This window comes from Streptomyces sp. A0592, assembly GCF_004795115.1.
Lineage (GTDB): Bacteria > Actinomycetota > Actinomycetes > Streptomycetales > Streptomycetaceae > Streptomyces > Streptomyces erythrochromogenes.
In genome coordinates this window covers 1-19652 of record NZ_SSBM01000051.1, presented here as the reverse complement: position 1 = coordinate 19652, position 19652 = coordinate 1, and the positions used below count along the sequence as shown (strand labels likewise).

Below are 19652 nucleotides of genomic sequence, written 5' to 3'. Positions count from 1 at the left end.
GCGAGCCTACCTGCCACGGGCAATTCGCCCCGCGCCTGGCAGGGTGGCGGTTGGGCTCCGCGAGCAGCTCGTCGACGACGTGTTCGTCGAGGTCCTGCGCCGTCGCGCTCGGGGGCGGTCAGAGCGTCGCGTACCCGGGCCAGCACGGACTCGGCCATGTGCCGCACCGCAGGGTGGGGGAAGTAGCCCTCGGGGCGCTCGGCGGCCCGACGGGCTGCGGCATCCGGGTCTGCACCCGCTCGTTTCCTGGAACCGCAGGCGCAGGGACAACGATCCTGCCGAGCGCGAGAGGGGCGCCGGACCGACCTCGGAGGGCCACGCAGCGCAATAGGGCCGTCCGGGTTCGGCAGGAGCATCCTGGGAGGCAGAGACATCAGGAGCCCGACCAGACCGTAGTCGGGAAGCCGATGATCGGAGGCGACCAGTGATGAGGCGAACATCCAGCCGCTCCCTGTCGGGCCGCACTGTGGTCGTGACGGGAGCTGCACGGGGGCTGGGAGCGGCCCTGGCCCGCGCGTTCGACGACCGGGGCGCGCGGGTGGCTCTGCTGGGATTGGAAGGAGAGCGACTCCAAGACGTGGCCGACTCCCTGCGTCACGAGTCGGCCTGCTGGGAAGTCGATGTGACCGACGACGCCGCCATGGCCGACACGGCCCTGCAAGTCCGCACACGTCTGGGGTCCGCTTCCATCGTGGTGGGCAATGCGGGCGTCGCTGAGGGGGCCCCTTCGCAGACTCCCATCCGCAGATCTGGCGTCGTGTCATCGAGGTCAACCTGATCGGCAGCGCGACGACGGCGCGCTGCTTCCTACCGGACCTTCTCAGCACCCACGGCTACTACCAGCAGGTCGCCTCCCTGGCGGCCCTGGGAACGTCTCCTCTTATGAGCGCCTATTGCGCCTCGAAGGCCGGGGTCGAGTCCTTCGCCCACGCCCTGCGTGCGGAACTCGCCCATCGCGGGGTCGCTGTCGGAATCGCCTACATCAACTGGACGGACACCGACATGATCCGAGACGCCGACCGCCACGCCGTTCTACGCGAACTGCGAGCTCACATGCCCCCGCCGGCACGCAAGGTGTACCCGGTCTCGCAGGTCGCGGACAAGCTGGCCGCAGCCGCACAACGACGCGCGACATCCGTCTACGTACCCGCCTGGCTGCGTGCCGTTCAACCAGTGAGGGCTTGTCTTCCTGCCGTCGTTGCACACATCGCGCGCACCGAACTCCCACGCCTGGAACGGACGCAGCGCTTCGAGGCGACAGGTCTGCTGGGAGCAGGCGGCCGCGCCGACGACCGACGCCGGTGATTCGCCCACGACGAATGTGAGCCCCCTGTCGTCGGGTGGCCGGTGCCAGCGCGAGCTATCCATCCTCCATCTCAGCAGGTAACACTCGTGTCGTGCGGCCCTCGGCCTCGGATCGTAGGGCTCAATGGTGCAGGTGAACGAGTCACTTGACGATGCCCACCAGGTACCCGACGGGGTCAGTGAGAAGACCGTCGCCGCGCTGGGCGCCCTGTCCAAGGCGCTGGAGACGACCGAGCGGGCGCGAGGGCACCTCTATGGATTCCACCAACTGACGGGAACCGCGGACTTCGAGCTGGACGACGCCGTCAGGCTGCTGAGGGAAGCGGGCCACGAGTCGCAGGCGCGCCTGGTGGAGCAGGAAGTGCTCGGGCGGAACGTCATCCCGGGGCACTGGACCTTCCAGATCATCGAGGCGTACAACGACACCTACTACCGGCCCTTCGCCGGCATCGAGCAGGACATCGTCGCCCAGCTGGGCCAGGGCCGCGACCACCTGTACGAGGCACGCCTGAAGGAGCGTCGGCGCACGCCCGAGCACCCCGACCACACCTTGTAGCCACGTCGGGCCCCCGCCCAGGGCAGTCTTCGATGCCAGGGAGGGGGCGTGGCTCAGACGGGGCGGATGTTCGTGACCGGTAGGCCGTGCTCGGCGCGCAGGCGCTCGGCAACGAGCGAGCGGTGGCATGCCTCCGGATCACGCTCGACGCAAAGGAGGGCGGTCACTGATCCGTCCGGGAGGTCGGCCACGAGGGCACCGAGGTCGAACAGGTCGAGGACTTCACCGGTGTAGCGCGTGACGTCCTCCGGTGCCAGGGCCTCGCGGTTGCGTTTGCCCACGCCTTGGCGATCGTCCTCGCGGTACTGCAGGCTTACGGTTACGGCTGGCCTGTTTCACCTCCTGGACCTGCGCCGTCGTGCGGAGCGCCTGCGGGTACGGATGCTGGCCACCGGCTGGCAGTCCCAGCCGCAGCAGGTCATGGCCGAGTGGCTGGGATCCCGGGCCCGGCGCGCCCATCGGCGGGCGGTATGTTTTGGCAAGCTTCCGCCCGCTCCTCCAAGACCGGACTCAGCGCACGTGACCAGGGGGTTTCGCCGAGGTCTGGCTGCCCCGGCCCTCGCATGGGGGTGAGGGCCGACCGATGCGAGGTGCCAGTACGGCTCAAGTGCCACCTGTCCCGCGAAGGGTCGGGGCGAGGTAGGCGGTGAGCAGCGCACCGACCTGTCAGGACGGTCTACCCATCCGGCGATGGGTCGTCGGCCGTCGCCATGCAAGGGGCCTCAGTGTGCCGCAGTCGGCGCGGACCGCCCTTCATTGGGTGAGGAGCACGGCGGTGGTGAGGGGGGCGGCGAAGACCCGAGCCCGTGGTGGGCGGCCCCTTCCTCCAAGTCTCTCGGGGACTGCAGGGGCGGAGAGCCAGGACCCGGAACGTGGGGTCGGCGCCGGTCGGACGGCTCAGCCGGGCCAGGTGCCGGTGATGCGCCGGGTCGTGGCTGCTCCTCCTCTGTCGACGGCAGCCTTGACTACGGCAAAGATCGCTCCCTGCAGGGCTGCGGCGATCAGAACTTCCTTCCAGGTGCGGTGCTCGTCGGTGGCGTCGGGGGCGTCATCGTCGTGCCCGATCATCTTCCACGCCTGTTTGAAGGCCACACCGGCGATCATGCCGCTGGTGGCGCCGAGCACCAGTCCGATGGGCCTATAGGCGATCTTGGATGCCTTCATCGTTGCCTCCGGTTGCGGCGCAGGAGCATGAGGACGACGAGCACGGCGGCCGCGGCGAGCAGCGGGGTGCGGTTGGCGCGCGCCATGGTCGCGGTCTGTTGGGCCTTCTCGGCTACCGCATCCGGGGTCTTCTCGGCGGCAAGTTGCGCGGCGTGGGCGGCGGTGTCGCGTACCTGCGATGCGGTGTGTGCCGCCTTGTCGAGTACCGGGTCGGGCGTCTTGTCCTTCACCAGTCGGCCTACCTGCGCTGCCTTGTCCCGAAGCTGTCCGGTCACCAGGGTGGCCTTCTCGGCGGCCTGCTCTTGGATCTCGGCAGCCTTCTCCTTCGCCTGCCCCTTGATGTCCGACTTGGCCGCCAGTACCTCGACGGTCTGGCCGAGTTCCTCGCGGGTTTGTTCGATCTGCTCGCGCAGTTCATCGGGGGTGGGCGAGGGTTCCTTGTCGCCCGTGGAGGGGGTGTTCATCGGTGTGCTGCCTCCTTGATCTCGGCCACGTCGGCCTTCACACTGTCGAGGGCCTGCACCGGTGCGGGTGTGCCGGCCCTGGCGATTTCCCTCTTGCCCGCAGTGGCAATCGCGGCGGCGACAGCCGCCAGCAGCGCGGCGGCTGTCAGAGCTGAGGCCCAGAACGGCAGGAGCAGAGCGAGAGTTGCAATCACGGCGGCGACCAAGGCCTGTGCCGCGAGGATGCCGACCAAGCCCGCCCCGCCGAACAGGCCGCCACCCACGCCGAAGCGTTTGCCCTTCTGGGTCATCTCCGCCCGGGCCAACTGCATCTCCTCACGGACCAGTTCCGATATCTGCTGCGATGCCCGCGAGACGAGTTCGCCCACCGGTTCATCGGTAGTGCGCCCCGCGGGACGTCCAACAACGCTCATGTTCCACTCCTTGCTTGCCACTTCTGGTCTGGCGCGCTGACCTCACGATGGCTGCCGTCTGCCCTCCTGTGCGGTGCCGCGCTGCTCAGGGGGCGATTCGTCTTCCGGGACGTCAGCAGTGCGATCGCGGACGAATCAGGTGCTCTCGAAGTACGCTGCTGGCGTCACAGCCCGCCTACCCCCCGAGCAGCTGGTCACCCGCCTGGGCTCCGCGTCATCCCCGGCAGTGGAGGAGGAAACGGGGCGTTGTCCGGACCAGCGTGGCTGCGGCCAGGCCGATGACGGTGCCGTCGACGACGCCCGAGAGGTAGTGCGTGCCGCTGTGAACCCGCTCGATCCCCGCCATCGGGGTCAGTGCGTGGCATGCGGCCCCGACCCACGGCCACGTGGGAGCGATCGCCGCGGTGAACGCCACGACAGCCGCGGTGTGACCAGAGGGGAAGGAGGAGCTGTCAGGGCGACTCTCGGCGTCGTCGTCGGGCGGGATGCACTTCTTGGGTGGTCATTGGGAGGAGTTGTCGTGCCCAGGCGGAGTCCCATGCGGCCATCTGCCGGGCGCGGCTATGGTCACGGCTGCGCAGCGGAGCCAGGATGTCCACGTTCCATACGCTCCTCCTCTGCACGCTCCTCCTCTGCGTCATCGCGGCCCGGGTCACCCAGGCGGCGGCGGTCCTCATCGCTCCACTTACGGGTGTCCCGGGGTTCGACGTAGGGCTCCTCGTCGTCGGGGTGGCCGCCGGCGATGGCGCGCTGGCGGACCAGCTCGGCGTCGAACTCCAGGCCGAGGAGGATGGCCAGGTTGGTGATCCACAACCAGATCAGGAAGACGATCACGCCGGCGAGGGTGCCGTAGGTCTTGTTGTAGGAGCCGAAGTTCGCCACGTAGAAGGCGAAGCCCGCCGAGGCGATCATCCAGATCACAAGCGCCAGGAAACTCCCGGGGGTGATCCACTTGAAGCCGCGGCCCTTGGCGTTCGGTGCGGCCCAGTACAGGATCGCAATCATGATTGTGACGAGCAGAACCAGGACGGGCCATTTCGCGATCGACCACACCGTCATCGCCGTGTCGCCGACGCCGAGAGCGGAGCCTGCCTGCCTGGCCAGAGCACCGGTGAAGACCACGATCAGGGCACTGATCACCGCCAGGACCATCAGCGTGACCGTCAGTGCCAGGCGCAGTGGCAGGACCTTCCAGACCGGGCGGCCCTCAGGCATGTCGTAGACGGCGTTCGAGGTGCGGATGAACGCGGCGACGTAGCCGGAGGCCGACCAGATCGCGACGACCAAACCGATGATCGCCACGAGCGATCCGATCCCGGCGTTGCCCTGGAGCTGCTGGATGGCGTTGGTGAGCACATCGCGTACTGAGCCGGGTGTCAGCTTCTGCAGGTTGTCCACAACCTGGTCGGTCGTTGATTTCCCGGCGATGCCCAGCAGGGAGACCAGTACCAGCAGGGCTGGGAAGAGGGCGAGCACACCGTAGTAGGTCAGCGCTGCGGCCCGGTCGGCGAGCTCGTCGTCCTTGAACTCCTTCAGGGTGCCGCGCAGCACCGCTTTCCATGACCGCTTCGGCATCTGCGAGAGGTGGTCCGGTGCCCTCTCCTCGACCTGCTCGTCGGGGCCCACGTCGTCAGGCCCGTCCCGGGTGGGTGCGCGAGCGTTACGGTGCTCTGGTTTCGAGGTGTATGTCATACCCAGCGGCTTTCCTCTCACCGAGGTCTCATGCACCGCCCACAGATGTTTCGAAGCCAGCTCTGCATTCTGTGCGAGCCACCGCCACGCGTACGCCGGGGCCCCGCAGTGGTGTGCCGACACGGGGCGCTACGCGGCACTGCGTGGCCCTGGTCGCCCGAGCGGTGGCTCGCTGTCCCGGGCCCTCTGGTCCGGATCGGGCAGTCGCTGCTGCACGGCCTGATGCGTTGGGCGGTGCTGTCGAACCCTTCCGGGGGTCGTGGTCTCTCCCCCTGGAGGGGTGTCAGGGGCGAGGAGGGCGGTGGTGGCGTGCGAGGAGGGCGGTGGTGGCGTGCGAGGACTGCGTACGGCGTCATCCGGGTGTGGGGTGCCATTCGGCGAGCATGAGCGTGGCGTCGTCGCGGAGCCTGTTCTTCTGGTGCGCGAGGAGGTTTTGGATGAGGCGGCGCAGGGCCTCGGGGGAGGTATCGCCCTGGGTCGTGGAACGGATGACGGCGTCGCCGAGGCGCTGCTCGCCGAAGAGGTCGCCGGCGGGTGAGCGGGCTTCGGTGACGCCGTCGCTGTAGAGGAGGATGCGATCGCCCGGCTGGAGGCGTTCACGGTTCAGGGTGGGCGGGTGTTGGGTGTGGAAGCCCAGGCCGAGCGGGAGTTGCGGGGTCCGTTCCAGGATATGGGGCAGGACGCGGCCCTCGCGGACGAGGAGCGGTGGCGGGTGGCCGCAGTTGATCCACGTGAGCCGGCCGGTGCGGGAGTCGAGGTCGGCGATGACCCCGGTCATGAGGCGGCCCGGGAGCCACTGCTCCAGGGTGCGGTCGATGGCGGTGGCGATGTCGGGCAGGGTGCCGCCGGAGCGGCGGGTCGCACGGCAGGTGGCCAGTCCGATGGCGCTGGCTCCGCCGGAGGCCAGGTCGTGCCCCATCGCGTCCAGCAGGGTCAAGTGCAGGGTGCCGTCGTCCAGGCTGTGGTCGAAGGCGTCGCCGCCGACCTCGTAGGCGGGCTCCAGTACCGCGGACGAGGTGACGCTGGTGGTGCCGATCGTCCGCGGCGGCAGAAACGCCCACAGCAGTTCGGACTGCACGCTCATCGGCTGCGTGCGCTCTCGGGTAATGAGGAGCTCGCTGTGCAGGGACTTGGCAACCACCAGCAGGGCCGACAGGTCCGCCAGTGCCTTGCAAGCCTGGAGCATGGCGGCATCGAGACGGGCTGCGGTGACGCGCAGGACCCCGACCCGCTCGACCCCGTCGATCATCGGGATATAGGCGGCCGTGCCGTCGCGGGCCTGCTGGATCTGCTGGGTGCGGTAGGCCAACCCGGCCAGCGACGTGTCGATGTCCAGTGCCTCGTCCTCGGCCGCGAGGTCGGGCCGGGGCAGCGCCACCAGCCTGACCTGCTGGAGATCGGCCACGTAGAGGCTTGCGCCATCGGCACCCAGACGCCGTGCAGCCTCATCGATGAGGGACGGCATCTGGTGGGCTGTGGCCAAGTGAGCGCGGGCGAGAACGTGTACCAGTGCGGCCTCGGGCGCGTCTTCCCGCACATCACTCCGATCCTCGTCAGCGCCACCGACCGCCAAATCCGTCGGCCCGCTTGGTCATCATCATCCTGCCCGAGCCCCCGCTCATCGCCCTGTCTGACACGGCGTACGGGGGCGAGCGCGGGAACGGCCGCGCCTCCAAGGGGTGCAGGTTCAGGTCCTTGGCCAGCTGAACCAGTCCCTCTTGCAGACCGGACCACCCGCGGCCCGGCCCCGCAGCCGGGGCGCCCCGTGTGCCCGACGCCGTGGTTCTGGTCACGCTCCTCGCCACCTGCGCCGGGATCTAAGCAGCGGTCGGCGAGGCCGGCTTCGCGTCGTCATCAGCGCCTTCCCCCGCCTGGCGCGCACGCCGATGAACCCGGCGGACAGTCTCAGCGCAGGCCCGTGTCAGAAGCCGACGTCAACGCGCTGGCCGACCGCGACAGCCGCACGCCGGCGCCCCGCTCGGACCGCGGCCAGGTCCGCCCGTAAGCGGGTACCAGGCGGCGCCGCGCCATCCGCACGCGCAGCACCTCGGCGCGCGGGCGGCCGGCCCGGCCGTCGTAGGCCGACCAGGGCGAGGTCGAGGGCACGTCCGGACCGCTCCCGACGTCGAAGTAGACCGGGTCCGGCCCACCACCTGCGACGAGGACACCCACATCGCCTGGAGCGAGGGTGATGAGACGCCGCGCCGGGTGGACGCGCTGGCCACCCACGGGCGCAGTCACACGCAGAAGTACCTCCAGGCTGTCGTCTTCGGTGACGAGCTCGCGGAGTTCTGGGGTGACTACAGCTGTGTGCGTGCGACGGGCTCGGAAGCTGCCTCCTGGGAGGAGGCCCACCAGCAGCGGCAGGCGGAAGCCACGACTGCGGCGAGCGAAGCCAAATCATGTCAAGCAGCGTGGTTTCCATGTGGACCGCGACGACGACGGCAGGGTCTCCTCGCCGACGGCCATCGGGCCCGGGACGACAGCCGATGAGCTGCAGACCGCGGCCCGGGTGATAGAGATGATGCTCATCCAGGACCACAGCCGCATGAAGTTCGATGCTGTCACGCCGTACGACGGCACCCACCCGCAGCAGATCCGCCTGCTGCCGGTCTCCCACCCCGAAGACCGGGCCGCTGCATCAGCAGCACCTGATCCGGAGGCGGAGCACAGGAGCCTCCCGCCCGGTCAGTAGGCCGCGTGAGCATGGGCCGGCCGTGCTTCACGTGCCAGGCGTCGGGGGCGGCCCGCTGCGTCATCTGCCTCCGCTTCAACCAGCCGCGCACCCGCTGGCCGGACACCCCTGGGAGCGCTCAGCTCCTCAACGACTGCACCACGACCGCCGCCGACAGCAGGAGTCCGGCACCGGCCATCACCTTGGCGGCGGTCGGGGCCCTGACCCGCACACCCGTGTCGGCGCGGACTGCCCACGCCCATAACGGCCTACCGGGAACCAGCGGGGCCAAGGTGATTCGAGAACGCCGGCAGGACCCGACGCGACAGGTGTCGCGGCGTACGACGGCGTTCATGCCGCCGCAGCCTCTGCACCGGCGTGTGCGCGCCATGGTCCCCCGATCCCGCGCGGATCCGATGCCGCACCCATTCCCCCTGCCGCTGATCCTTACGCCGGAGGCCGAGGCCCCGCCCACGCGGGTCGCCGCCCCGCCCCGTCCCTGGCCGTCACGACCCTTCGCCGGCGCGGCGCAGGGCGTGCAGGGCCTTCTGTTGGTGGCTCAGGGCCAGGTTCACCGAGTTGGAGTTGCCCGAGCGGCGGAAATGTTCGGCTGCCTGGGCGTTGACGGTGACGGCCTCCTCGTACCGGCCCACGTCGACCAGGAGGCCGCCGAGCATGAGCAGAGCCGTGCCCTCTCCCGTACCGTCCGAGGTCTCCCGGCAGATCCGCAGGTACCGCTCGAACGCGGGGACGGATTCCTCGTACCGGCGGAGACCCACGGTCACGATGCCGAGCCGGAACAGGGCCTGGCCCTCGTTGCCGCGGTCCTGCCGGGCGCGGAACAGTTCCGCGGCGCGGTGGTAGGCGGGGGCGGCCTCCTGAAGCCGGCCCATCTGCTCCAGGATGCCGCCGAGGTGGAAGTGGACCTGTGACTCCCGCTCGCGGTCGCCCGTCCGGGGGTAGACGGTGGCGGCCCGCCGGAGGGTGGTCACCGCCTCCTCGCCCCGGTCCAGCTCCCGCAGGGCGCGGCACAGGTTGAGGAGCGCCGAACCCTCCAGGTCGGGGAGTCCGACCGCCTCGAACAGCGCGACGGCCCTCCGGTACGTGGTGACGGCCTCCTCGTACCGGCGCTCCGCCATGAGCGTCTCGCCCTGACGGTAGAGGGTGAGGCCCTCGCCGCGCTGGTCGTCCGCGTCCCGGTACCGGACGGCGGCCCGCTGCACGGCGGCAGCGGACTCCGCCCTCCGGCCCGCCGCGGCGAGGGCGTCACCGAGCTGGTGCAGGGCTTCGGCCTCGGCGCGGCCGTCACCGGCCTCGCGGAAGAGGTCCATGGCCTCGGTGCAGACGGAGACGGCCTTCTTGGGCTTTCCCTGCCCGATCAGCGCCCGCCCGATGACGGTGAGCGCCCGGGCCTCCCCGGCGCGGTCGCCAGACCGCCGGTGGATGCGGGCGGCGTGCCGGCCGGCGGTGACGGCCTCCTCGTACCGGCCTACGTGGACGAGGGCTTCGGCGAGTTCGCCGTACGCCGCTCCCTCGCTCCGCACGTCCCCCGCCGCCCGGAGCGCGGCGACCGCCCGCTCCCGTGCGGTGACGGCCTCCTCGACGCGCCCCAGCTCCATGAACACCGACGCGAGCCGGCCGAGCAGTTCGGCCTCGGTGCCGTGCTCGCCGGCCTCCCGGTACCCGGCGGCGGCCTGCTCGCAGACGCTCACGGCGTCCGCGTACCGGCCCCCGTAGACGAGGACGAGGGAGAGGCTGTGCAGCGCCGACCGCTCGCCGTCGCGGTCGCCGGCCTCCCGGCTCACGGCGACCTCCCGCTCGAACGCGGTGATCGCCTCGGCGGTCCGGTGCAGCTGGAAGAGATGGGTACCGAGGCTGTGCAGCAGCGCCCCCTCGCGTGCGGGGTTGCCCACCTCGCGGTAACCGGCGGCGGCCTGCTCGCAGGCGGTGACAGCCTCCTCGTACCGCCCCGCTCCGGCCAGGGCCTCGCTGCGGTTTGCCAGCGCGTCGGCCTCGTGCCCGTGGTCACCGGTCTCGCGCAGCAGCGCGGCCGCCTTCCCGCAGGCGGTGGCCGCCTCCGCGTAACGGCCGGTCGCTGTACAGGCGTTGCCAAGGTTGATCAGCGCGAACGCCTCACCGGTGCGGTCGCCGAGCTCCCGGAAGGCCGCGGCGGCCTGAAGGGTGGCCGTGACGGCCTCGCCGTGGCGCTCGGTGCGCACCAGGGTGGTGCCGAGCCGGCTGAGCATCCGGCCCTCCTTGCCGCGCTCGCCGGTCTCGTTGAAGAGAGCGGCCGAACGCCGGTAGGCGGTGATCGCCTCGTCGAGCCGGTCCGTCGCGTACAGGGCGTCGGCCAGGTTGCCGAGGGAGTCCGCCTCACGGCCGTGGTCGCCGTTCTCGCGGTAGATGGCCGCGGCCTCCCGCGTAGGGGCAATGGACTCCTCGAACCGCCCCTGTCTGATGAGGGCGTTGCCGAGGTTGTGCAGCGGGATGCCCTCACGGCGGCCGTCACCCGTTCCGTCACCCGTTCCGTCACCTGTTCCGACACCTGTTCCGACACCTGGTCCGTCACCCGCTCCGCCGGAGGATGCGGCGGACCTCTCGTCGGCGAGGGCGGCGGCCCGCCGACTGACGTCCGCGGCTTCGGCGAACCGCTTCGCGGCCGTCAGCGCATTGCTCAGGTTGGTGAGCACCGCGATCTCGAAGAGCCGCTCGGTGGAGCCCCGGAAGATGGCCACGGCGCGTTCGCAGGCGGTGACGGCCTCGTCGGCGCGGCCGTCACCGGCCAGGGCGGTGCCGAGGTTGGTGAGGGCGGTGCCCTCCAGGACGACGTCACCGGTGTGGCGGAAATGGCCGGCGGCCCGGTCGAAGAGCGCGGCCGCGTCCGCGGTGCGCCGCATGCCCATCAGGGCGTGGCCGGACTCGAGGAGCAGCTCCGCGGCGCGCCGGCGATCACCGGTCCCGACGTGGACGAGCGCGGCCCGCTCCACGGCGGTGACGGCTTCCTCGAAGCGCCCGAGGCGGGCCAGCGTCTGGCCGGTCTTGCCCAGCAGGGTCGCCGTGTCCGTGAGTTCGGCGGCCGTGGCGGTCCCGTCCAGCCGCCGGTACAGCTCGGTCGCCTCGCGGGTGGCGACGAGCGCCTCCTCCCGGCCCGACCCGGGACCAGGGCCAGCCGGTGGCGTACGTCCGCGTGCTCGGGGAGGTCCACGGTGGGGTGGGCGAGCGCCAGCCGCCGGTACAGGTCGTCGGCCTCCCGCGTGACCGCGAGGGCGCGCTCCTCGTGGCCCAGCGCGAGGAGCCGGGTGCCGAGGTTGTTCAGGACCTTCGCCAGGTCGAGGCAGTGGGCGGCGAAGTCGGTCTCGGCCAGTTGCCGCTGGATGGCTACCGCCTCCTCGGCCGGGGCGAGGGCCTCCTCCCCGCGGCCCAGGTCCCCGAGGAAGGTTCCCAGGTTGATCAGCGCGGTGGTCAGGTCGGGCTGGTGGGCGGCGGGGTTCGCCTCCGCGAGCCCGCGGTACAGGTCGGTGGCCACCTCCGCAATCTCCAGGCCCTCCTCGGAGCGGCCTGAGGCGCGCAGCGCGAGCCCGAGGTTGGCGAGCGACATGGCGAAGTGGTGCCGCTCGGCGTCGGGGTCGGCGTCGGAAAGGCGCCGGTACAGCTCAACGGCCTCTTCGGCGGCGCCCAGGCCCTCCTCGACGCGGCCCGCGTCGAGGAGGCGCATGCCCAGGTTGTTGAGCAGCCCCGCCAGGTCGGGCCGGTACACCGGGTCGGCTTCGCACAGGCGCCCGTACAGCCCGGCCGCCTCCTGAGTCACGGCCAGGGCCTCCTCGGTGCGGCCGTGCCGCGAGAGCCGGTTGCCGAGCCCCGCCAGCGAGTCCGCCAGCCGGTCCTGGTGGGCGGTGTCGGAGGCGGCCAGGCGGCGGCTGATCGCCACCGACTCCTCGGCGAGGAACAGCGCCTCCTCCCAGCGGCCTGCGGCGGACAGCCGGTCGCCGAGCACGCTGAGGGCGTTCGCCAGCTGGGGCAGGTGTTCGGGGTCGCCCCCGGCGAGTTCACGGTGCAGGCGTACGGCCTCCTCGGCGGGTGCGACCGCCTGCTCCCGGCGCCCGGCGTTGGCCCGTCGCCACGCCAGCGTGCCGTAGAGCCAGGCGCGTTGGGCGAGGTCCGTGGTCGAGGCCAGGCGGTGCGCGATCAGCGTCTCGATGACGGCGAGGATCCCGCTGTCCAGGTCCGCGTGACGGCCCGAGGGCAGGTGCGACTCGACGGCCTCCAGCGCCGCGAGCAGGGACGGGGGTATGCGCTGCGCGGCCGCACCACCTCGCTCGGCCGCCCCGCCCGCCCCAGTCGCGCGCGTGTCGGCGAGGGCCGCGAGCGCGGTCAGGGCGGGGCTGCCCGCGGCGATCGCGATGCCGGGTTGGGCGCGCAGCAGCGGGTAGAGCACCCGCTCGCCGATGTGGTGCCAGCGGTCTGCGGCGGACGCCAGGAACGTCACGGCGCGCGGGGACACCGTGGGCCGCAGCTCGCCGTTCAGCAGGGCGGCCGGAACACCGCTCGTCCACGGGTCCGGGTCGTACGCGCTGACGTCGTGCCCGGGCGTGAGCAGGCCGAGGAAGTCCTCGGCGAGCCGGTCGGGGTAGAGCGGCTCCAGGACCAGCTCGCGCTCGGAGGGCGGGTAGCAGAACCGGTGGTCCAGGAGGAGGTCCTGCGGGTGGCCCGGCAGGTCGAGGGACCGTAACGCCGCCAGCCCGGTGTCGTGGTCCACCGCACCGGTGAGGGCGGCGGTGAACACCGTCTTGGCCATGATCGCGGGCCGGGTCCGGTAGTCCTGCCCCTGCCCGCCCGCGTCGAACAGGCGTTGCCACGCCCGGTATTCGCGGTCCAGCAGGTACGCCGACAGTTCGTGCGGCTCCGCGAGGGACAGCCGCTTGCCGCGCGCACGGGCGTCGACGGACACCAGGGCGGCCATGTGCAGGTTCAGCGTCAGGCCGAAGTCCCGGCGGCCGAGGGAGGCGGGCGGCTCGACGTCCGCCGGGTCCGGCAGGCCGTACAGGTCGCTCGCGCCGTACCGGTCCCTTGCCGCGGTGAACATCCGCAGCCGGTCCTCGTCCAGGGACGGCAGCAGCAGGTCACCGGCGTCGGCGCGACGGTCGGCGAGCTCGCCGCGCAGGGCCGCGAACCAGCGGACCGTACGGCCGATCAGCAGGACGCGCGTGGGGCGCTGCTGGTGCAGCACCGGATCGGCAAGCAGTTGTTCCAGCTCGCTGTACGCCCAGCGGTCGGCGTAGTCGACGACGAGCAGCACACCGGCCCCGCCGGCGGACGGTGACGGCGCCGGGCCGGGAAGCCCGCCCCGGAAACCCGCCTGGAGGACGTCCCAGCGCTCGGCCGCCGGCAGGCCGGGGCTCCGGGACAGTTCGGCGAACTCCGTGGCCAGCCGGGTCTTGCCCTGGCCGCCCGGCGCGTGGAGCAGCAGCACCGACAGCCGTGCGTCCCGCGCGTCCCGCCACTGCCGCAGCCGCTCCAGCTCTGCCGTTCGGCCGATGAAGGGGACGACGTGGCTCCGCGCGTCGAGGAGACGGCTGGGCTGGGCCATCAACCACGCGGTGTCCGGGGCGGCCGGGGCCGGCAACGCGTCGATCGCGGGCAGCCGCGTCCCGTAGTAGTGGTTGACAGTCGCGGTCGCGTTCGGGCCCTGTGCCGCCACCGCGCCGGCGGCGACGTGCTGCTCGTAGCGCGGCTCGGTCAAGACTCGCCGATCGGCGCCCGCGCCGACGAACCACCAGGCCCGTAATGGTTGTTGTTGATGGTGATGCTGGCTCCCTGCCCCTGCGCGCCCGCGCCACCCTCGTGGATCACCTGGTTGTAGACGCCGCCGGCGGCCGACCGGTGGAGCGCCGCGTCGAGGGCCCGGATCTCGCCCTCGGCGCCGGGCCGGCCGGCCAGCAGCTCGCGCAGCAGCCCCGTGGACTCGGCCGACCGGTCGGCGTTCGTCTCCAGTGCCGCCCCGAGGCGGGCCGCCCAGTCGTCGTGCGCCGCGCCCAGGGCGGACTCGTCGCCCCGCTCGTACGCGGCGAGGACGGTGGCCCGCGCCTGTTCCAGCTCGGCTCCGGCCCGGGCGCCCTCGTCGGCGCGCCCGATCCCGAGCAGTCGGACGAAGCCCTGCTTGGTGTGCCCCCACGCGTCCGTTGTCATCGCGGTGACGAGCGTGGTCGCGGCGGTGGCGGCGACAGCCGCGACAGCAGGATCCAAGACGATCTCCCCCTACAGAAGCACGGAACCACTCCTGGGGCACAAGTGTGCCACCGGGGGGCGCGTTTGATGGCGGGGTTCACGTCAACCGGCGTGCCCACTTCTGTTGGTCACACCGCGCGGTCCGGGTCACGCCGCCGGAACAGGTGGTGCGTCACGCCGCTCGGGCTGGGGACAAACTCCGGGTGGAACCGGTCGAGCAGCTCCTCGGGCGGATCCCGCAGGCGCAGTCCGGAGCCGAGCTTCACCGGCGAGATGGCCACGTGCGGGGTGTCGACGCCGCAACACTCCGGAACACCCGCAGGGAAAGCCCCTTCCGGTGTCGGGAACGGGAGCAGCACCCGAACGTCCCCGACGGGCACACCAAGGGCTCCTGCCCGCGGGGGGAAGGCTGTCCGACCAGTGGCAGGCCCTCCGGGCCGGGTTCGATGACCGCGGAGCGGGGCACCGGGCGGGGTCGGGCCACGGCCCGCGGTCCGCGGTCCGCGACGCGCGCGCCGTCCGGGCCGGGGCCGGGCCGGGATGACGGTGCGCCGGCTGCTGCCGCCGCCTCGCGCAGCCAACGTCCGGCGTCGGCCGCCGCCTTCGCCTGCGCGCGGTACACCTGCGCCTCGTGCCACAGGCGGGCGGCCTCCACCGCTTCCACGAGCGCCACCAGCAGGGTCAGGACCACCACCGCGCCGCCGCCCCCGGGCATTGCGCGGGGGCGTGTTCCAACGCACGTGCCGACGCCCGCCCGCACGCGCCCGCCCATCCAACGACCGGTCGCCCGGAGCCCGGCCGGCCTGCTCGCAGGCGCTGGCAGCCGCGGCGATCCGCTCGCGGACGGCCGCGGGGGCGTGCGCGGCGGCGGCGACCAGGAGGTCGCCGAGCGCGGCCACGTCACCTGCGCCCTCGGCCCGCCCGTCCGGGACAACGCGGCCGCGGCCGCGCGCACCAGGCGCTCCGCCACCGCCCGGTCCACCGGGCCGACGACGGGCTTGTAGCGCTCCGTACGCGGGGCAGCGACAAGTCGTAGGCCAACGAGCTGCCGGAGAACCACACCGGGCGGTAGGTACACGCATTCGCCGTTCACCCGGGAGGCCGCCGACAGGGCCGGCCGAGGTGACTGCCCGTACATGCGTTTGCCATCGGCTGGACGGGGCTAGGCGTAGAGCTGCGGGTGGTGGTCTTCGCGGAGCGGACGGTCACGGGGCTGCCACCGGGGACGCTCCTGAACCGCATCGGCGTCCTGCTTCGAGAGAGGAAGGCTCCATGACCAACGTGCCACCGGCCACCACCACCGATTCGGGCGCACCCGTCGAGAGCGACGAGCACTCGCTCACCGCGGGTCCCGGCGGGCCGATCCTGCTCCAGGACGCCTACCTGATCGAGCAGATGGCCCAGTTCAACCGGGAGCGGATTCCCGAGCGGCAGCCGCACGCCAAGGGCAGCGGCGCCTTCGGCCACTTCGGGGTGACCCATGACGTCAGCGCCTACACCAAGGCCGCCGTCTTCCAGCCTGGCGTACGCACCGAGCTGCTGGCCCGGTTCTCGACCGTCGCGGGCGAGCGCGGGAGCCCGGACACGTGGCGCGACCCGCGCGGTTTCGCGCTGAAGTTCTACACCAGCGATGGCAACTACGACATGGTCGGCAACAACACGCCGGTCTTCTTCGTCAAGGACCCGATGAAGTTCCAGCACTTCATCCGCTCCCAGAAGCGCCGCGCTGACAACAACCTCCGCGACCACGACATGCAGTGGGACTTCTGGACCCTCTCCCCCGAGTCGGCCCACCAGGTGACCTGGCTGATGGGCGACCGCGGGATCCCGCGTACCTGGCGGCACATGAACGGGTACACCTCGCACACGTACATGTGGATCAATGCCGCCGGTGAGCGGTTCTGGGTGAAGTACCACTTCAAGACCGACCAGGGCGTGGAGTGCTTCACGCAGGACGAGGCCGATCAGATGGCGTCGGCCGACACCGACTACCACACGCGCGACCTCTTCGAGCACATCCGGGACGGGGAGTTCCCCAGCTGGACCCTGTACGTGCAGGTGATGCCGTATGAGGAGGCCGCGGGGTACCGGTTCAACCCGTTCGACCTGACGAAGGTGTGGCCGCACGGCGACTACCCGCTGATCCAGGTCGGCCGGATGACGCTGGACCGCAACCCCACGGACAACCACGCCGAGATCGAGCAGGCCGCTTTCCAGCCGAACAACTTCGTACCCGGCATCGGCCCGAGCCCGGACCGGATGCTGCTGGGCCGGCTCTTTTCGTACGCCGACGCGCACCGCCACCGCATCGGCGGAAACTACCAGCAGCTCCCGGTCAACGCCCCGGTCGTGGACGTGCACACGTACTCCAAGGACGGCGCCATGGCCTTCCGGAAGGCGACCGACCCGGTCTACGCGCCGAACTCCAAGGGCGGCCCGGCGGCCGACACCGAACGGTACGGCCAGCCGCCGAGCTGGGAGACCGACGGGGCGATCACCCGCAGCGCCTACGTGTCGCACGCCGAGGACGACGACTGGAGCCAGGCGGGCACGATGGTCCGCGAGGTCCTGGACGACGCGGCCCGCGACCGGCTGGTGGAGAACGTCGTGGGGCACCTCCTGAACGGGGTGACCGAGCCGGTTCTGGAGCGCGCCTTCCAGTACTGGTCCAACATCGACAAGTCGATCGGCGAGCGCATCGCGCAGGGCGTGCGCGCCAGGGCGGCCGAGAAGGACCCGAAGGCGGCCCAGCAGGGCAACCCAGCGCGGAGCAGCATGCAGGACAAGGCTTGAGCGTTCACATACGGGCCTGCTCGCGCGCGGACCTGAACGCGGCGCCGCAGCACGGTGCGGGCGGGGCCCGATGCCCGGAGGAGCCGGCCACCACGAGGGTGGCCGGCTCCTCCGGGCCTTACGGCTGTCCGGCTCTAGCAAGCTCGTACTGGTCGACTTGAGCTGCCTGACCAGGAAGTCGATCCGCCCCTTCAGGGTGCTGGGCGGCTTGCGGGGGCGGGCGTGGCCCACGGATCGGTCGCCTGCCCCGCCCACGGCACAGCAGCAGGCACAGCATCGGCGGGCCCGCTCCCGAGGCGGCGGGCGCCGCGGGAGCGGGCCCAGCCGGGCTACGGACGGAAGCGGGGATCGGTCGGGGTGGGCGGTGCCCAGGTCGTCCGCCAGCACCCGGACGTCAACATCAACGGCTCCCTCAGCGCCCGGCCAGCCGGTTGCTGACGGGTCCGTCAGTGAGGCATACCCAGCCCGGAAAACAGGTGCCGCAGCGGCGCCGGAGGGAAGACAGTCACGGGCACGGCCCGCTCCTTCTTCAGGTTGCGCTCCGAGTCGAACAGCACCCCGCTCGGGTGCGCCTGCAGTCAGCGCTTCAGATGACCGGGGGGGGCGGCCCAACTTGGTCATCCGCCATACGGTGCGCCACTGCAGCTTTGCAGGACAGGCAGAGGGAGCAGCGACGTCATGCTTTGGCATCGGGCATGCCGCTGGTGACGACGATCGCCGCCACATCGCCCGTCTTCGTGCGGCCCAACCAGACGACGCCGCCCGACTCGGCCCCGAACGTGACCGGATCGGCTTGCTGCGACTCATCTCGTACCCGTTCGCACCCGTCGGCCAACTGCTCAGAAGCGCGCGGTGCAGGGACCCCGTCTATGAACGTGCGAAACGGTGCGGACAAGGTCGTCCAAGCGCCTGCATCGGCAAAGCAGCCGACATTGGCATCGGAGAAGAAGCGGGGCTCCACGCCCGGCTGAAGCCGGGCGATGTCGTCCTCGACACTCAGGCCCATCTCGATGGGCTCGGCGTTGCTCCCGGTTGACACGGTCGCGGACGACGTCGGCGTAGGACTGGGAGCTGAAGCCGCAGACGATGAGCACGGGGATGCCCGCGAACTCGAGCCAGCCGGTCAGCTGCTGCCGAAGGGTATCCTTCTCCGCCGCGACGTACAGGGCGTGCTCCTGGCCTGCGATGCGGTCGAGGCGGAACCAGTCGGGCGGCTGCCGCCCGAAGGCGTCCGCGCTCGGCCAGGCCGGTGGGACGTGGACTTGGCGGACGGTGTCGATCAGGTCGGGGAAGCGGCCCTCGCGGCGGGCCTGGGCCGGCCGGGCGGACAGCCGGCGGTACATCGGCGGGGTGTGCGGCAGCACGCCCTCGGCGGCGAGGCGGTACACCACCTGTCTTAAGGTCACCTTGAGACAGCGCGTACCCGTCCACGATCTCCCGAGCACGGTCCACGACGAGGGGCCACCGGATCCGTTCACGAGCCATACCGGTACGTGTACCCCTGCGGTGCCGCCGGCCCCCGGACACGGGACAGACCTCTTCCCACGGCTATCGCGTGGGTGCGAATTGGAGTCGTGGACAGGGTCGCGACGTCAGCGCGCCCCGTATGGTGGCCTGATGTTCGATTATCTGGAGATCAAGGCGCTGCCGCCGGGACCCCGGTTCGCTGCCACGCTGCGATTCTGGGTCAACGGTGAGGACGTAGTTCAAGAAGCGGTCGACGTAGGCGGCCGCGGGCCGTATGCGGCCCGAATGCTGCCGGCAGGGCTGCCCGGCCCATTGCGAGCGACGGGCGAACCGCGCCGCTTGGAGCTGGGGGAACCCGAGTGCACGGGTGGATGCTGCGGCTTCCTGAACGTGGTCGTGCAGCGGTTCGGCGAGATCGTTCAGTGGTCGGACTGGGAGGTGCCGCGGTGGTCCCCGCTCGCCCCCGACCCCTATCCGCCGCCAGAGCTCCACTTCGACGCGAATCAGTACGACGCCGAAGTGGCTCGCGCTGAGGCGGACCGCTGGTGGCAGGTGTACTCGTAGTCCACTCCGACGTGCCCCCGCTCACTGCACGCTCCTGCCAGCCGCAGCAGACCCAGGTGCTGTCGAAGCGAAGCTCGGGAACATTCCCGCCAGGCCGCGACTGCCAGGTAGCCGTGTGCCTGCTCGCGCGTTCTTGCTCCCGCCCGACCAGAACGGCACCAGCCCATACCCGAAAGGTGGTCCCCGGTCGCCGACCGTCGAGCCCGGTCATACGTTCAGTGACGGAACGCCAGTCGTGACATCCGCCGAAATGGAGCAGTTGTGAGTGAGTTCGACATCTGGGGCTACGGGCCGGGCATCGGGTACCAGCAGGGCACCGACATCGTCGGGTACAA

Annotated in this window: 18 protein-coding genes and 1 pseudogene; 6 read left to right on the top strand and 13 right to left on the bottom strand. The window is 71.3% G+C overall.

Going from position 1 to position 19652, the window contains the following annotated elements; translation table 11 throughout:
- The first annotated feature begins 427 nt into the window (after positions 1-427).
- A pseudogene (locus E6U81_RS36110) lies at positions 428-1305 on the top strand (SDR family oxidoreductase).
- Between the two features lie 124 nt (positions 1306-1429).
- The gene (locus E6U81_RS36105) at positions 1430-1861 is read left to right on the top strand and encodes a hypothetical protein (protein ID WP_136234236.1); all 432 of its coding nucleotides are present in this window, start codon (positions 1430-1432) and stop codon (positions 1859-1861) included.
- Positions 1862-1914: 53 nt separating this feature from the next.
- Here the strand turns inward: E6U81_RS36105 and E6U81_RS36100 are convergent, their stop codons facing one another.
- The 8 genes from E6U81_RS36100 to E6U81_RS36065 all read right to left on the bottom strand — a co-directional run bounded on the left by E6U81_RS36100 (position 1915) and on the right by E6U81_RS36065 (position 7835).
- Positions 1915-2172, bottom strand: a complete 258-nt coding sequence (locus E6U81_RS36100; RefSeq protein ID WP_136234235.1) for a DUF488 family protein — start codon at positions 2170-2172, stop codon at positions 1915-1917.
- Positions 2173-2758: 586 nt separating this feature from the next.
- The gene (locus E6U81_RS36095) at positions 2759-3025 is read right to left on the bottom strand and encodes a DUF4235 domain-containing protein (RefSeq protein ID WP_136234234.1); all 267 of its coding nucleotides are present in this window, start codon (positions 3023-3025) and stop codon (positions 2759-2761) included.
- Positions 3022-3489 (bottom strand): DUF3618 domain-containing protein, encoded by a 468-nt coding sequence (locus tag E6U81_RS36090; protein WP_136234233.1) that lies wholly within the window; start codon positions 3487-3489, stop codon positions 3022-3024. The genes E6U81_RS36095 and E6U81_RS36090 overlap by 4 nt, the downstream gene beginning before the upstream one ends.
- Positions 3486-3902, bottom strand: a complete 417-nt coding sequence (locus tag E6U81_RS36085; RefSeq protein ID WP_136234232.1) for a phage holin family protein — start codon at positions 3900-3902, stop codon at positions 3486-3488. The genes E6U81_RS36090 and E6U81_RS36085 overlap by 4 nt, the downstream gene beginning before the upstream one ends.
- 214 nt (positions 3903-4116) lie before the next feature.
- Complete coding sequence (locus tag E6U81_RS36080; protein ID WP_346766197.1) at positions 4117-4317, bottom strand: hypothetical protein; 201 nt, start codon at positions 4315-4317, stop codon at positions 4117-4119.
- Positions 4318-4469: 152 nt separating this feature from the next.
- Entirely contained in the window at positions 4470-5594 is a 1125-nt protein-coding gene (locus tag E6U81_RS36075; RefSeq protein ID WP_136234230.1) for a YhjD/YihY/BrkB family envelope integrity protein, read from the bottom strand.
- Positions 5595-5946: 352 nt separating this feature from the next.
- Positions 5947-6999: a PP2C family protein-serine/threonine phosphatase gene (locus tag E6U81_RS36070; RefSeq protein WP_240804219.1), complete on the bottom strand. Its 1053-nt coding sequence runs from the start codon at positions 6997-6999 to the stop codon at positions 5947-5949.
- A 500-nt stretch (positions 7000-7499) separates the two neighbouring features.
- Positions 7500-7835: a hypothetical protein gene (locus E6U81_RS36065; RefSeq protein ID WP_136234228.1), complete on the bottom strand. Its 336-nt coding sequence runs from the start codon at positions 7833-7835 to the stop codon at positions 7500-7502.
- A 184-nt stretch (positions 7836-8019) separates the two neighbouring features.
- Here E6U81_RS36065 and E6U81_RS41840 point away from each other — a divergent pair, with 184 nt between their 5' ends.
- The gene (locus E6U81_RS41840; protein WP_136234227.1) at positions 8020-8289 is read left to right on the top strand and encodes a hypothetical protein; all 270 of its coding nucleotides are present in this window, start codon (positions 8020-8022) and stop codon (positions 8287-8289) included.
- Between the two features lie 485 nt (positions 8290-8774).
- Here E6U81_RS41840 and E6U81_RS36055 read toward each other — a convergent pair whose 3' ends face one another.
- From E6U81_RS36055 to E6U81_RS36040, 4 genes are all read right to left on the bottom strand, one after another.
- The gene (locus E6U81_RS36055; RefSeq protein ID WP_136234226.1) at positions 8775-11255 is read right to left on the bottom strand and encodes a tetratricopeptide repeat protein; all 2481 of its coding nucleotides are present in this window, start codon (positions 11253-11255) and stop codon (positions 8775-8777) included.
- Positions 11171-14008 carry a tetratricopeptide repeat protein gene (locus E6U81_RS36050; RefSeq protein ID WP_136234225.1) on the bottom strand — a complete coding sequence of 946 codons (2838 nt, stop codon included), beginning with the start codon at positions 14006-14008 and terminating at the stop codon, positions 11171-11173. The genes E6U81_RS36055 and E6U81_RS36050 overlap by 85 nt, the downstream gene beginning before the upstream one ends.
- Complete coding sequence (locus E6U81_RS36045) at positions 14005-14511, bottom strand: hypothetical protein (RefSeq protein ID WP_136234224.1); 507 nt, start codon at positions 14509-14511, stop codon at positions 14005-14007. The genes E6U81_RS36050 and E6U81_RS36045 overlap by 4 nt, the downstream gene beginning before the upstream one ends.
- Before the next feature lie 110 nt (positions 14512-14621).
- A complete protein-coding gene (locus E6U81_RS36040) occupies positions 14622-14774 on the bottom strand; it encodes a hypothetical protein (RefSeq protein WP_168714839.1) in 153 nt (50 codons plus the stop codon).
- A 459-nt stretch (positions 14775-15233) separates the two neighbouring features.
- Between E6U81_RS36040 and E6U81_RS36035 the strand changes: the two genes are divergently transcribed.
- Together E6U81_RS36035 and E6U81_RS36030 are read left to right on the top strand one after the other, a co-directional pair.
- Positions 15234-15497, top strand: coding sequence for a hypothetical protein (locus E6U81_RS36035; RefSeq protein WP_136234222.1), 264 nt, complete (start codon positions 15234-15236; stop codon positions 15495-15497).
- Between the two features lie 268 nt (positions 15498-15765).
- Complete coding sequence (locus E6U81_RS36030; protein ID WP_136234221.1) at positions 15766-17286, top strand: catalase; 1521 nt, start codon at positions 15766-15768, stop codon at positions 17284-17286.
- A gap of 676 nt (positions 17287-17962) precedes the next feature.
- Here the strand turns inward: E6U81_RS36030 and E6U81_RS40260 are convergent.
- Positions 17963-18292, bottom strand: coding sequence for a hypothetical protein (locus tag E6U81_RS40260; protein ID WP_168714840.1), 330 nt, complete (start codon positions 18290-18292; stop codon positions 17963-17965).
- A gap of 611 nt (positions 18293-18903) precedes the next feature.
- On the opposite strand from E6U81_RS40260, the gene E6U81_RS36020 reads away from it, so the two are divergent.
- Positions 18904-19317, top strand: a complete 414-nt coding sequence (locus E6U81_RS36020) for a hypothetical protein (protein WP_136234220.1) — start codon at positions 18904-18906, stop codon at positions 19315-19317.
- Positions 19318-19652: the final 335 nt, after the last annotated feature.